The sequence below is a fragment of the Candidatus Hydrogenedentota bacterium genome (assembly GCA_035416745.1).
Classification (GTDB): Bacteria; Hydrogenedentota; Hydrogenedentia; order Hydrogenedentales; family SLHB01; genus UBA2224.
Window position 1 is genome coordinate 1 of record DAOLNV010000002.1, and the last position, 13,823, is coordinate 13,823.

9 protein-coding genes and 1 tRNA gene are annotated in these 13,823 nt (G+C 60.2%); 3 read left to right on the forward strand and 7 right to left on the reverse strand.

Going from position 1 to position 13,823, the window contains the following annotated elements; all coding sequences use genetic code 11:
- Nucleotides 1-327 (forward strand): SAM-dependent methyltransferase (locus PLJ71_01215; protein ID HQM47271.1); only part of this gene is annotated, 327 nt, incomplete at its 5' end.
- A gap of 967 nt (nt 328-1,294) precedes the next feature.
- Here the strand turns inward: PLJ71_01215 and PLJ71_01220 are convergent.
- The 5 genes from PLJ71_01220 to PLJ71_01240 all read right to left on the reverse strand — a co-directional run bounded on the left by PLJ71_01220 (nt 1,295) and on the right by PLJ71_01240 (nt 8,435).
- The gene (locus PLJ71_01220) at nt 1,295-1,933 is read right to left on the reverse strand and encodes a phage integrase N-terminal SAM-like domain-containing protein (GenBank protein HQM47272.1); all 639 of its coding nucleotides are present in this window, start codon (nt 1,931-1,933) and stop codon (nt 1,295-1,297) included.
- Between the two features lie 154 nt (nt 1,934-2,087).
- Nucleotides 2,088-2,164: transfer RNA gene (locus PLJ71_01225), tRNA-Val, on the reverse strand.
- 38 nt (nt 2,165-2,202) lie between these two features.
- A complete protein-coding gene (locus PLJ71_01230; GenBank protein ID HQM47273.1) occupies nt 2,203-5,478 on the reverse strand; it encodes a cytochrome b/b6 domain-containing protein in 3,276 nt (1,091 codons plus the stop codon).
- Between the two features lie 248 nt (nt 5,479-5,726).
- Nucleotides 5,727-7,277, reverse strand: coding sequence for a Gfo/Idh/MocA family oxidoreductase (locus PLJ71_01235; protein ID HQM47274.1), 1,551 nt, complete (start codon nt 7,275-7,277; stop codon nt 5,727-5,729).
- A gap of 9 nt (nt 7,278-7,286) precedes the next feature.
- Nucleotides 7,287-8,435, reverse strand: a complete 1,149-nt coding sequence (locus PLJ71_01240; protein HQM47275.1) for an FAD:protein FMN transferase — start codon at nt 8,433-8,435, stop codon at nt 7,287-7,289.
- A 339-nt stretch (nt 8,436-8,774) separates the two neighbouring features.
- Between PLJ71_01240 and PLJ71_01245 the strand changes: the two genes are divergently transcribed.
- Nucleotides 8,775-10,319 (forward strand): FGGY-family carbohydrate kinase, encoded by a 1,545-nt coding sequence (locus PLJ71_01245; GenBank protein HQM47276.1) that lies wholly within the window; start codon nt 8,775-8,777, stop codon nt 10,317-10,319.
- Nucleotides 10,316-11,011 carry a deoxyribose-phosphate aldolase gene (deoC, locus tag PLJ71_01250; protein HQM47277.1) on the forward strand — a complete coding sequence of 232 codons (696 nt, stop codon included), beginning with the start codon at nt 10,316-10,318 and terminating at the stop codon, nt 11,009-11,011. The genes PLJ71_01245 and deoC overlap by 4 nt, the downstream gene beginning before the upstream one ends.
- Nucleotides 11,012-11,026: 15 nt before the next feature.
- Here the strand turns inward: deoC and PLJ71_01255 are convergent, their stop codons facing one another.
- Both PLJ71_01255 and rfaE2 read right to left on the reverse strand, forming a co-directional pair.
- Complete coding sequence (locus PLJ71_01255) at nt 11,027-12,007, reverse strand: HD domain-containing phosphohydrolase (protein ID HQM47278.1); 981 nt, start codon at nt 12,005-12,007, stop codon at nt 11,027-11,029.
- A 223-nt stretch (nt 12,008-12,230) separates the two neighbouring features.
- Nucleotides 12,231-13,694, reverse strand: a complete 1,464-nt coding sequence (gene rfaE2 / locus PLJ71_01260; protein ID HQM47279.1) for a D-glycero-beta-D-manno-heptose 1-phosphate adenylyltransferase — start codon at nt 13,692-13,694, stop codon at nt 12,231-12,233.
- Nucleotides 13,695-13,823: the final 129 nt, after the last annotated feature.

Below are 13,823 nucleotides of genomic sequence, written 5' to 3' on the forward strand. Positions count from 1 at the left end.
CCCTACTGGCGGCAGTTGCCGCCGACGGAAGATGTTGCCAAAGGGTGTCTTGCCAACTCAATCTCCGACTTTCTCAGACTTCCAGAACTTCTCGCGTCTTTCGGCCAGCTTGGCTACGACGTCGTTGAAATGGTTCTGGCTGACCAAGACGGCTGGGACAGATACGAGGCGGCCAAATGGCTCACCATGCGCCGATGGCTTGAAGCCAATCCCGGCGACGAGTTCGCGAAAGATGTTCGAGCCAAACTGACCTCGGAACCCGAGCGCTACGCCGCTTACACGCGTGAATACCTGGGCTGGGGTGTGTTCGCGCTGATGCCGCGGTGAGGCGTTGGCGCATCCGGCGGACCGTCAACGGATGTGCCGCGGAACAGCTGGTGGCTCGTCAAGATGTCATTGCGCCTGATTTCATTTCTTATGGTTTAGTTATCCGTGCAATCAACAGAAAGGTCTGTCTCAGGCAGGCCTGACAATTCATTCAAGCCGACGCCGCTTCGAGGCGCGGCTGAATTCAAGCGTTGGAACGCAAAGAAGAGAGGCATCCCAACCGAGGGGCGCCTCCCGTTCTGCCAGCTGCTTCGCTACGTCGTGATTCAGGGCTTCAGGCCACACTCCCAGATGGCAATCCCTGTGCCCACATCCCATGCTTCGTTATGAGGATTCTCTTCTGTCAGTTTGTGTGCGGCGAGCCATACTGCTTCGGCTTGTTGCGGGGAACTCTTGGTCATATGGTCTTCAGTTCGGTTCTTAGGCTTCGCAGGAGGCCGATGATCTCTGGCAGGTGGTGGTTGACGCTGCCGGACACGTTGAGGTAGACGCCGAGGCCGCTTTCCCGGGTGGTTTGCCGGTAAGCCATGTTGTGGTAGTGCAATGGCGGTCACGCTGGGCCCCCGCTACTCCTATTTTAATTCTAACGCCGGCCGCTAGTAGGTCACCGCGCGCTTGGATTGCCGCAAATAGCGCGGGTGCCGTAAGGGGCAAGGCTGCTTCTGAATGAACCCATCTATCTGCTGATTGGTAGATTGCTCAGGCATGCTGCGCACAGGGGACGAATGAGGTTTCTCCGACGGCCGTGCACGAACTCTATCGACGGGGAATTTCCGCGCACAAACCACGATGACGAAAGGTCTATACAATTGGGCGCGCAATACGGAGAAGCCCAAAGGCACGGGAAACGCCGGCAAACCGATCACGCAGCACTGGCGGGGCATTCGGGCAGTATGAAGCCCCAGTGGCGATAGCAGTGCGAGGAGATTAAGGATGAAACTCTACACGCGCAAAGAGGCGGCCCAGCTCATGAAGATCGGCTTGCGCACTCTTGGCCGGCGTATTGCTTCGGGCGAGATCCAGTGTTACCGGCTAGGCGATGGTCACCGGTGAGGTAGTCGCGGTCAGTGTTCCTCGGCAACTTAAAAGCCTCGACCTGGGCGAAAGGGTTATCTCCTGAATACAGTTCAAGCTTCTTCGCGTGATTCCAGATGGATCTGAGGGTCTTGAGCCCGTTGTTAACGCTTACCTTATCCAAACCGACCCCTTCGGGTTTGCTCTTTCCCTGGCGGGTCAGTTCTGTCTTGAACTGTTCAGCGTTCTCTCGGGTCGCGTCGCCAAGCCGTTGGATATCGGTGAACTCGCAAAACTGCACAAACCAGTTCTTGTATTCCTCGACGGTGCTTGGGGAGCGATTGGCGTTTGCCCACAGCAGGAATTCCCTCCAGAACTCTTCCACCGTGGGGTTCCTACGTTTGACCGCCGGCTTGTCGCTTGGCACAAGCTCGGCTTTTCCTGTTTCTTCCAGAAGAAGTTCTACCTCTCGTTTGAGGCTTTGCGCCTTGTGCAGGCTCTTCGTTCCCAGACTTCGGTGTTTCTGTTTTCCTCGCTCCCGGTACAGGATATGCCCCGTGCCGGATATGCTCTTGCGGCGGATGGTCGCCATGATTCATTCCTCCGTACGTATAGACCGTCCACTGGCCATATTCGCGTGGAGGAAGGAGAATGGCGTGTTACACCATCCGTTACACCCTACCCCTTTTTGCACAAAAATGGCCACTGGCTTGCTTCTGCAAACCACTGGCCTGGAATAGGTTATATGGTGGGCGGTGCGGGACTCGAACCTGCGACCCCTTGCATGTCAAGCAAGTACTCTAACCACCTGAGCTAACCGCCCTTCTGAGCCTTGAACTATAGCAAGCGGAGACCGTCGTGTCAATCTGGATCGGGTAGATCGGCAACGGGCTCCCAATTGGGATGATGCCGCTTGGCCCAGACAGAACTGACGATGCCGCCGAAAATTGTGCGCACGCTGTGCGGGTTGACGCATACTCCGAGGTAAACGTGGCCCAGGAGCAGGAGAATCATGCCCAGGCCCGCGATGTCGTGAATGGTGTAGAGCACGGACTGCCAGGCAAATCGATGGCCGGAACTCAGGCCCATGATGAGGCCGGTGACGACAAGCACGATCATCATCGCCAGAGCGGCCCAGAAGAGGATCTTCTGTCCGGCGTTGAATTTCCCTGCGGGGTAGTGGCCTTTGCCGCCGAGGTAGCCACCCATGTGCATGAGCCATACGCGGTCGCCCTCTTCGGGAAGCATCTTCTTCACCCAGACGATCGTGACCAACGCGAACGACACGGCTGCAACGTAGCCGGCCAGGAGGTGTATGTATCGCGACCATTCGCCGAGGAAATCGTTGTGCCCAAGCAGGAAACTGAACCCGGTGAAGCACAGGTACGTCACCGATGCCATCAGCCCGAGGTGGCTGACGCGCTCGAAGGTGGTGAACCGCAAGGTGTCTAGCTTGTCTTCGTTGGGGCCGGTCTTCGCGCCGAACATCACGTAGTGGGCGATGATCACGAGCAGCACGAGCAACACGCACCACAGCGCGTAATGCTTCACGAAGCTTTCACGGAAGGCCGCGAATGCCAGGTCGGCCGTGAGATAGTCGAGCTTCTTGAAGTTGGGCTGGGTGACCGGCAGCGCGTCCGGCCCGTATGGGTCGACCATCGCCCTCCCGAAGAAGAACTCGGAGTCCATCGAGTGGCAGTCGGTACAGCCGTTGGCGCCCAGGGCCTGCTGGGCCGGCACAACGCCGTGCGAGAGCGTCCACGGCAAACGTTGCGCAAGCGATGCCAGGGCGGTCATCTTGGCGTCCGAACCGCCCGAGGCGGCGGCGAGGTCGACCTGCTCGACGCTGTACTTGAACATCTTCATGGGCCGGGGCGCTTCGGCGACCTGCCAGATCTGAGAGGTTTCGTCGAAGGCATATCGGAACTTGGCCAGACCGGGTTCGCCGTCGGGAATGGCCTCGACGCCGGCCCAAGACTCGCCGAAAGGCGGGTCGTTGACGTCTTCGACGGTGATTCTGTAGGCGCTGGTCCCTTTTATGTAATAGACCTCGGGCTTGGGAAGGCGCGTCATGGTGCGCACGAGGGCCCAAGCCATGGTCCCCATCTCCTGCTCGGTGTTGGCTTCGGGCCATCCGTCCAGGTTGTCGTCATAGATGCTCAGCCGCTCGATCTCCGGCGTGGCGTACGCCCTGAACTTCTTGACCCAGGCGCTCTGGAACTGCTTAGCATCCGCCGTTGCGGGATCGGGCATGGACACGGCCGGGTTTTCCAGCGGGGTGGCGGGGATGTAGAAGTACTTGTACTCCTCTTGAGTCAGCAACGTCCAGGCAGCGGCTGTCTCTTTGGTGAACACGGGCCGGATGGTCGTGCCGTCGTCAAAGGCCCAGAACGCGCCGAGCTGGTACCATTCGGAGCGCAGCTTCTGTTCTCCATTGGAATCGTGGTAGGCCCACGAGACGGGCTTTTCTTTGATATACCCCACGCGCGGCGCATTCAGCTTGCTCGGGACGGCCTGCAGCTTGTCGCCGTAGAGACGGTAAGCCTGGCCGCGGAACACGCACGAGGGCTCGGCGCCTTCTTCGAGCGTATTGGCCAGCGCAAGAAGCATGAGCTTCCGTTTGTAGTCGTTGTCGACCTGGTCTCCGACCACCTGCGCGACCGTCACCGCGCCCTGTTCGCGCAACCTCTGGGCCCACGGCGTCAGATTGCCCGCGCCATCTTTGAAATAGCTCCAGAAATCCGCGTCGTCGGCCGGCACCCGGAATTCCGCGGCGCGCTCGATTTCGGCCGGCGTGAGCGGAAACGCCGCCGCGCCGAGCTCGTTGACCATCGTTTTTGTCCAGAAAGCGTTGAACCGTTTGCTTGCGGCGGTCTCCTCCCCGATGTCGTGAGGAAGCTTGATGTTCTTGCCGGTCAGGGTATCGACGACCGTCGCGGGATAGAGTGCCGTGCGCGGAATGTGGCAGGAATCGCAGCCCATCCGCAGGAAATGGAGCGGCGGGAACCCGGGATGATCGTATTTCGGCGCGCCAGACTCCTCGTTTTCGTGGCATTGTTCGCACGACATCATGCCGCCGTCAAGGTCGTCGCGGACGTGCATGCTCGCCGAATCGCCTTTGGCAAAATCGTGCCGGATATCGCCCGAATGACAGTCAATGCAGGCCATGCCCTGCTGGGTGTGCATGTCCTGCATATAGTTGTCATGCCACGTCTGCCCGCGTTTCTGCACGCTTAGCATGTGGTGACAGAACAGGCAATTTTGGTCTGATGGGCGGCGGATCTTCAGATGGATCTTGCCGTCTGCGCCGAACATGTCCTTGTTGTAACTCAGGCGGGGGAGATCGCCGTCTTTGACTGAGCCCTCGACGCTGGCGAACCCCGATGCCTCGGTTGCGGCCCACTTGAAGTTGTATTTCTTCAACTGCTGGGCCCGCAGCGAATACTCGTAGGTCTCGAGATGGCAGATCAGGCAGTCGGGCCCCGCTACGCCGCTCCGATGCCATTCGGCGCCGAAATAGTCTCCGTCATAGAAGATTGAAATGCCCGGGTCCTGGGCCTGGACCACGTCGTACCGGCGCCCTACACGGTCATACTCGGCGGGACCGCCCCCGGGATGCAACACGCCTTCATTCTGCACCCATTCGAAGGGCGTCTCGTCAACGCTGTTGGGGTCGTCGAAGCTCAGCGGCGATACCTCGCGCTGCTCGAACAACCGCCATTTGCCAAAATAGGCGGGACCCTTGTCAACGGGGGTGTGCTCTCCCCGCTTGTTGGGAGGAAACAGCTCATCCGCACCCATTTGGAAATGGTAGCCCTCGGTGATGCGCTGGACGTCGTGGCAGGCTGGCCCCCCGCAGGTCTGGCGGAAACTGACCGGGCGGTTCACGTCTTCCTCGATCGTGGGGTCGATGATCTTGTTGTATTCATCGCGCAGGTAGAAGGGCGGGCACGACTGTGGGAGCAGCGGGATGATGTCCGCCGTCTGAGCCAGACCATCCTTGACCAGCTCTCTCCCGACATATTTCTCGAGGTCCCGCGTGCTATTAGGCGCGGCGGCCTCCTCGGCCGCCATCGCGACAGCGCCGAACGCCACGGTCCCCATGATGAGTGCCCAGCGGAATGCTGACTTGCGCATGCTGACGTGTTCCTTTCCCGAACCTATCGAAGGAATCAATCCGGACTACTCCCTGTTAGCTCAAGCGTGGCCGTGCGGTTTTGCCCGGCCCTAGCGGAAATGCATCTACCCCCTCCCCCTCGGCGCGGCATTCCACTGCATCCGAATGCTTGCGCGGAGCGTCCCGCGGCGCCCGCCCGAACTGACGCGGCGGGAGAGAGACTACAACAAGGAGGGGCCACTCGCGCGGCCCACTCCATGTTTACAGTTTACACTTTAACCGGCGGCCCGTACATCGAGGTGTCGTCGGTCTCGAAATCGAACTGGTACCACTCGGGCTTGATCTTCACCTCGGCGACTTCGCCCTTCGCGGCCTGGCGCATGGCCATCATGCCGCTCAAAGCGCAGATGGCCGACTTGAGTCCGACCATCACATTGGCCCGGGGAGTGCCGTTGTTCATGACATCGCTCGCGAACGCCTCGAACTGCAACTGGTCGACGCTGCGGTCGGTATCGACCAGCACCGGCTCGGCGTTCTTGACGGCTTCGTTGCTCAACTCGCGCGTGCCGCCCGTCGTGACGATGATGGCGTTCTCTTCCGCTGCGTCCTTCCGCCCCTCGGCCGCCCACTTCACGTCGGCGGTCGCTTCGCGGTAATACAGACAGCCGAGCTCGGTCAAACGCAGCGTGCCTTTGTCGCCCTGCATCCATTCGCTGGCGCCGCGCTGCGCGTTGGCGGTGATGCTTGAATACATGGTCCTTACACAGTAAGCGTCATTGCGCGCATCCGTGTGCAGTTCGCCCCGTGCCTCGATAGGCTTGTGCGCCCGGCTCTTGCCCGGCTCAAGACCGTATTCGAAGCAGACATTGATGTTGTCGAATGCCGTGCGGCCGTCGCGCCAGTAGTCAATGCCGCCATATCCGACCACTCTCGTCGGATTCGCGTCAAGGTACCAGTTCACGACATCGAGGGCGTGGGTAGCCAACTCAGTCATCAAGCCGCCCGAGCGCTCGGTATAGATGCGCCAGTTGATATGGCCATCCATGATGAGCCGCTCCTTCTCGGCGTCCGACATCTTGCTGAAGTTCGGGTGATAACTCATCTGCTTGCTCAAGTAGTCCCACACGAGCGCCTTCATCTCGTCGTCGAAACTTGTAGCCGGCGGGAGGGGCCGGAGCCAGTCGTTATTGCGGTGCCACTGGGCGTCGATATGGTGGATGCGCCCGATGATACCCTCGTCCCACACGAGTTTCAGTGCATGGTTGTAGTCGGGGTTGTACCGGCGCTGATGACCGATCTGGAGAAATTTGCCCTTTTCGTGAACCTTCATCACGAGGTCGCGGTTCTGCTGGACGTGTTCCTCGAGCGTGGCCTGGGGCCCGGCATAGCACATGGTCTTCTCGCAGAACACATACTTGTCCGCGTCGAGGCAGTGCATCGCGATATCATGATGGGTGTCAATGGGCGTGGCGATGACCACCGCATCGATTTCTTTGCCGATCTCGTCGAGCATCTTGCGGTAGTCGCGATACTGTTTCATGTTCTTGTCGCGTCCGGCGACGATCCATCCGCCTTGAAGATGGGGTCCGTAGACGTCGCACACTCCTACGACCTGAATGTTCTTTGCGCGCGCGAGGCCGTCACGCAGATGCAGGCAGCCCTGGCCGCCCGTACCGATGCTGGCCACGCGCACTTTTTCGTTCTGCGCATACGAGAACGGGGAATACCCCGATGCAATCATCACACCGGCCGCCGCGCCCGCGGTAGCCATGAAATTGCGCCTCGAAAGTTTATGCTTGCTGCTGTACTTTTCCTTCATGACCACTCCTCATGGCGCATCAAACCCAATACGCCTCGGTTCAAGTTCGCCACCCGTGTGAGGCACAAGTATAGCCCGCACACCGGGGTGTTCCCTGCAATACTCTCGGGTCTTCTCGACGCCCATGACGAAGAACGCCGTGCTCAGAGCGTCGGAAAGTGTACCCGAAGGCACGATAGCAGTCGCACTTACCATGCCTTCCACCGGCAGGCCCGTGCGCGGATCGAAAATGTGGCAGTACTTCTTACCCTCAAGCTCGAACCACTTCTCGTAGCTCGCGGAAGTCGACAGGCTCTCGTCCTTAAGACACACTTCATCAATATACTTATTCGTATTATACGGGTTTCGAATACGCACTGTCCACCCGGGCTCCCCCGGAGGGGCGCCTATCGCAAGCACGCTGCTGGTGCCCCCGTGCAGAATACCTGAACTAACCCCATAGCTCCGAATGACTTCCGCCGCGACTTCCAGGGCGAGACCCTTCCCGATGCCCCCGAAATCGAGGTGCATGCCTTTTTCGGAAAACGCGACCGTGCGTTCCCCCTCGTTCAGCGTGACCTTCTCGAGGCCCACGCGCGCCACGGCCCCGCGCAGTTCTTCATCGGAGGGTAAGTGACCCTCCCCCTTGTAAAACCCCCACAGTTCGACCAAGGGCCCAACTGTCACATCGAACGCGCCGCCGGTTTCGGCGTACACCGTCTTACACGTCTGGAGAAGGTCAAAGACTTCCGGAGAGACCCGAACCGGTTCCTCAGCGGCGTGCCGGTTGATGTAGGTGGTCTGGCTCTGCGGTTTCCACTGGCTGATTTGTTCCTCGAGGTCGCGCACGGACGCGATGGCCAGGTCGGCTATCCGCACGATCTCGGCGGTGCTTTCGGCTCCGGGCCCGGTATACAGCGTGAACTCGAAATCCGTGCCCATTGCCTGGTAGCGCATGGTCTGCTGGAGGCGTTCTCCCGAAGCGCCGGCTGCCGCCGCGGACGTTTCAAGCGACTCGGGACCGGCAGCAGTTTCGGTCGGCGGCGTCGCGCTCGCGGAAGGGTTTGCGGGCTCCGGGCCGGACGCTTCGGGCGAACATGCGGCCAAACCCGCAACGCACCCCAGAATGGCCGGAAGGAGGCCAATTCGTGCACCGAGATATCCAAATCTCTGTCTCATTTCGCTTCACCGAATTCCAATCACCACGGCTGTCACAAGAGTCTATCAACTGAAAATGAGCGCTGCAAGAAGGAAGGGAGCAAAGGGACAAAAATGCGACTAGAGGTGCTCACGCAGACCTCCGGAACCTTGCAGGCATCGACAAATCCGGCTGGCCGCCTGAGGCCTCCTGGCTCGTCGGGCTGGTCTGACCCGTTCGACAATCCTGGACAGGATGCCAATGCTGCCATAAGTGCGCCCCAGAGCGCGCCGTCCGCCACGCGTGGGCCGTGTAGGACCCGTTTCCTTATCTTCGTGCGGCGTGTTACCATTGCGCCAACTGATAGTGATTCAAGAACCATGAGCAATCAGACAGTAATTGGCATTGATTGCGGCACGCAAAGCCTGCGCGCGGCGATATACCGTACTGACGGCCACGTCGTGGCCCAAGCCTCCTCTTCCTACCCGACCTCCCTCCCGCATCCCGATTGGGCGGAGCAGAATCCTGACGACTGGTGGCGCGCGCTCGAGGACGCCGTGCGCGCCTGCCTCGGCCAGGGCGGCGTCAAGGATTTCGAGATCGCCGCATTGGGCATCGACAGCACATCCTTTACCGGAGTGTGGTGCGAAGAAGACGGCACACCGCTGCGGCCGGCCGTGTTGTGGATGGACCACCGGGCTGCGCGCGAAGCAGACGAGGTCGCCGCGTCACGCCACCCCGTTCTCGAGCATTCGGGATGGCGCGTCTCCTCCGAATGGATGCTCCCCAAGGCGATGTGGATCGCGCGGCACGAGCCGGAGGTCCACGGAAGCGCGGCACGCATCGCCGGGGGCGCTGATTGGCTGGTTCACCGGCTCACGGGAACCTGGAGAACCTCGACAGGCGGCGCAGCGAGCAAACGGCACTGGACGCCCACGGGCGGATGGCCCCGTGAGCTGTATGCGCAGATGGGCGTGCCGGGTCTCGAAGAAAAGAACCCGGATCACGTGCAGTACATGGGCGAACCGACAGCCCCAATGCTTCCGGAAGCCGCCGAAGCGCTGGGGTTGTCTCCCGAGTGCATCGTCGCGCATGCCGGTATGGACGGCTGGGTCGCGCCAATCGGCAAAGCGTGTCTTGAACCCGGAACCGCTTCTCTCACTCTCGGCACTTCCACCGTCATGGTTCTCGAGACCGTCGACCGGATAGTCATTGACGGCATCATGGGCCCGTTTCCCGAAGGCATTCGCAAGAACCGCTTCACTTACGAAGCGGGTCAGACCTCGGGCGCCGCAGTGGTCGGATGGGCGCTCGAACTTATGGGTGTGGCGCCCAATTCCGATGCGTACGCGCATCTCGAACGCGCGGCCAGACGCATTCCGGCGGGTTCGCAGGGCATCGTGGTCTTTGACGCCTGGCGCGGCAACCGCACCCCCTATTTTGATGCCGCAGCCCGGGGCGTGGTCTTCGGATTGACCCTCGAACACACCCCGGCCCATGTCTACCGCGCCGTGCTCGAGGGTTGCGCCTTCGGCATCCGCAACGTGGCGTCTCGGATAAGAGACGCGGGGCACGCCATAGACGAATTCCGCGTCTGTGGAAGCGGTGCCGCAAACACACTGTGGACCCAGATCATCGCGGATGCCACCGGAATCCCGTTGCGCGTGTCAGCAGAGAAGCATGCGACATGCCTCGGCGCGGCGGTGTGCGCAGCCGCGGCAGCCGGCCTGTTCCCCTCCCTTGCCGAAGCAGCTGCCGCCATGGCGCCCGCGTTTGAAACCGTAATGCCCCAAACGGGTATACACGCGTATGACGATTACTTTTCCGCGTACCTCAAGATTTACGAGAAGACCTGCGGTACAATGGCACATCTGTCGGCACTTACGGGAGACACGAGACCCGGGAGAACAGGAAACTCAAAATGACGGGCGACATTGCACCAGGCGCTCCTTTGCGCCTGACACGAAAACAATTGGCGCGCATGATCGACCATACACAGCTTCGCGCGTACGCCACCCAACTCGATATCACCGAGCTCTGTGATGAGGCGGTTGCGTTCGGCTTTGCATCCGTGTCCATAAACCCTGTTTGGACATCCTACTGCGCGAAACGGCTCGCGGGCACGTCCGTAGTCGTGGATCCCACGGTGGGTTTTCCTCTCGGCGCGAACACGGCCCGAATCAAGCTCGAAGAGGCCAGGGAAGCCGTGCGCTGCGGAGCTCAGGAACTCGATATGGTCATTAACATCGGCGCGCTGAAATCGGGGTACCCCGACTACGTGGAGAAGGAGATCGCCAGCATCGTGAGAGGGGTGCGCGGCGTCCCTGTGAAGGTTATCCTGGAAACCAGCTACCTCACTACCGACGAGAAGGTCGCGGTGTGCGAAATGAGCCTGCGCTCGGGCGCCGCGTTCGTGAAAACGTCCACGGGTTTCGGGGACGGCGGCGCTTCCGTTCAGGATGTGGTCCTGATGCGCGAAGTCGTTGGCGGCCAGATGGGGATCAAGGCCGCGGGCGGGGTGCGCACCTACGGCGATGCCGTCGCCCTGATCCAGGCGGGAGCGACGAGGATCGGCACCAGCACAGGGCCCAACATACTCGATACGGCGCCCCAGTAAGTCCCGGCAGAAAGCTCAGGGTTTGCCCATCATCTTGATGAATGTCTGCAGCAGGTCGGTGTCAAGCTCTTCTGACATCTCGTGCTTCATAGTATTCAGGGCGTCGAACGAGCTGACCGCGCCTTTGTACGACCGCTTGGTGGTGAGGGCATCGAAAATATCCGCAATGGTGCACATGCGAATGAGGAGAGAAAGGCCGTTGGCTTTGCGCCCTTCCGGGTAACCGCTGCCATTGACCTTTTCGTGGTGATAATGCACCACTTCCATGGCCGCAGGGCTAATTCCTCCGTGACCGTCCAGAATCCGGCACCCCAATTCGGGATGGCGTTTCATCTCCTGCCACTGCTCGTCCGTCAGCTTGCCTTTACAATTCACGATAGACGGGTCGAGCAGGCTCTTCCCGATATCGTGCAAGAGCGCGCCCGCGCCGAAGTCCTTAACCTCCTTTGGCGAGAACGTGCCCGACCGCTGGGCCAGCGTGATGCTGAACACAAACACGTTGATGCTGTGGGTATACGTATAATAGTCGTACGACGTAATGCGTAAGAGCTGGGCAAACGCGGTCTTCTCCTGCGACAGGAATTCGTAGGTCAACTGCACGTACGCCTTGCTGCGGTTCACGGTGTCTCCCGCGCGAGGGTCCGCAAATACTTCGCGCAGGAGAAACCGGCCGGAGTCGTAGACCACGTCCGTCTTATGCTCGAGGGACATCTCGGGGTCGGCCAGAATGGCCCCGAGGTTCTTCTCAAGATACCGCAGGTAGGCTTTCTCTTCCCGGGAATCGACAAACAGGTGTTTGACGTTGTTGTCTTGCAGCCGGCGGCGATCTTCTTCCGTGAAAGGCAAATGCTTCTCTCGGTAGAGCACCGGTGGCTGCCCGCCGCCGGTTCGGAGGTATAAATTGAAGCTGGTGACGGTCTCATCCCGCAAGCAATCTACCGGCACCGGGATAAGCTGCGCAGGCTCTGAGACTACGGCATCACCCTTCAATCCCATAGGGAATCCCCCTGCGACTTGGACCACTGTCCACAATTTGCATTATACCCTCATAAGCGCATTTCTGACAAGAATACTCCCCTTGCCGCATCTTCCAAGAGGTGGCAAGGGGCAGACGGCGAGGCAGACAGCGCCGCGACAAAGGGGTAACCCAAATGATAGGAATGTATTAGACGCGGGGGGCGCAGTCCCGGAAGCGACTCCGGAAGCATCCCTGGGCAGCCTATTTCCCGCCCATTTGTCTGATGATCTGGGTGGTTGAGTGGCCTTCGACGCCTGGGATAATTGCGATCTCGCCGCCGTACCCCTCGACGAGGCGGCGCTCCTCCTGCACGATAGTATCGAGCGAATAGTCCCCGCCCTTGGCATATATGTCAGGCCTGAGGATCTCGAGCTGTTTCATAGGGGTAGGTTCATCGAAAAGCACGATGTAGTCGACGCATTCAAAGGCCGCCAGGACAATCGCCCGGTTCCCCTGGTGAATGATGGGCCGGTCCGGACCTTTGTTCATCTTTACGGAGACGTCACTATTAAGCCCGACCACTAACACGTCCCCGAGCGCGGCCGCTCGTTGGAGATACGTGATATGCCCGACATGAATGATGTCAAAACATCCGTTGGTCCACACAATGCGCTTACCCTCTCTGCGCAAGCCCTCCAGAATGCGCTGGAGGGTATCGACGGTCTTGAGCTTTGAGGGCGCGCCCGATGCGGTGAGGGCATCGCGCAACTCATCGTTCGACACCGTAACCACGCCCGGCTGCACCACCGCCACCCCTGCCGCTGCGTTCCCCAAGACCGCGGCGTCCTCAAGCGAGCCGCCCGCGACCAGCGTCAGCGCCACCGCCGCGGTGACCGTATCCCCGGCCCCGGTAACATCCACAACCGCGTCCGGCGAAATGGTGATGGGCACATCAACGGGTTTCTGGTTTGGCCGGCACACGCGAATACCCTGGGGCCCGCGCGTGATCAATGCATTCTTTGCGACCTTCAAGAGTTTCGTCGCGGCTGCTTCAAGGCTGGCCTCGTCCACGACATCGATCCCGGCGCCAATTCCCGCCTCGCGATCGTTCGGAACGATAACATCGAAGCCTTTGAGCGCTCCCGCGCGGGAGCGCGAATCGCCCACTGTCAACAATTTGTGCTTCTTCGCGCAGGCCACAGCGGTCGCGAGCACGCGTTCGGTCGCCACGGAGGATACCTGGTCGACCACCACGATGGTGTCGACCTCGGGCGCGAGTTTCTCAATGTTCGCGACGATTTGGTCCTCGATAGCCCCGGAGATGAAAGTGGGAGACGGGGTATCGGTGCGCAGAATCTCCTGGCTAGGGATATTGAATCCGCCGGCACGCAGTTTGCCGTAGGTATTGGTTGGCCGTGAGGGGTCCGTCACGACGAAATCCGTGTTCACGTTGCGCACCGCGAATTCGTGCCGCACGATGCCCGCATTCACGTCATCGCCCACGTAACCGAGCATGTACGTCGTAGCGCCCAGGGATGCCACATTGCACGCGGCATTGCCCGCCGCACCCGGATTATGCCGGCGCTCATGGACTTCATACACCGGGATCGGCGCCTCGAGGCTTACGCTCGTCACGGCCCCATAGACGTTCTCGTCAAGGTAAATATCCCCTACCACCATAACGCGCGCTTGTTTGAAGCGGCTCACTAAATCGGTGTAACTCATACGGCCATCAGCTCCCCGTCGGTTCCTTTGATCACGGTCCCTTGCGCCGCGATTCGAGGCGCAAATTACAGCACAATCCCGGCCGAAACACAAAATGGGGACATGTACCAAGCGCCATCTTCGGCGCGG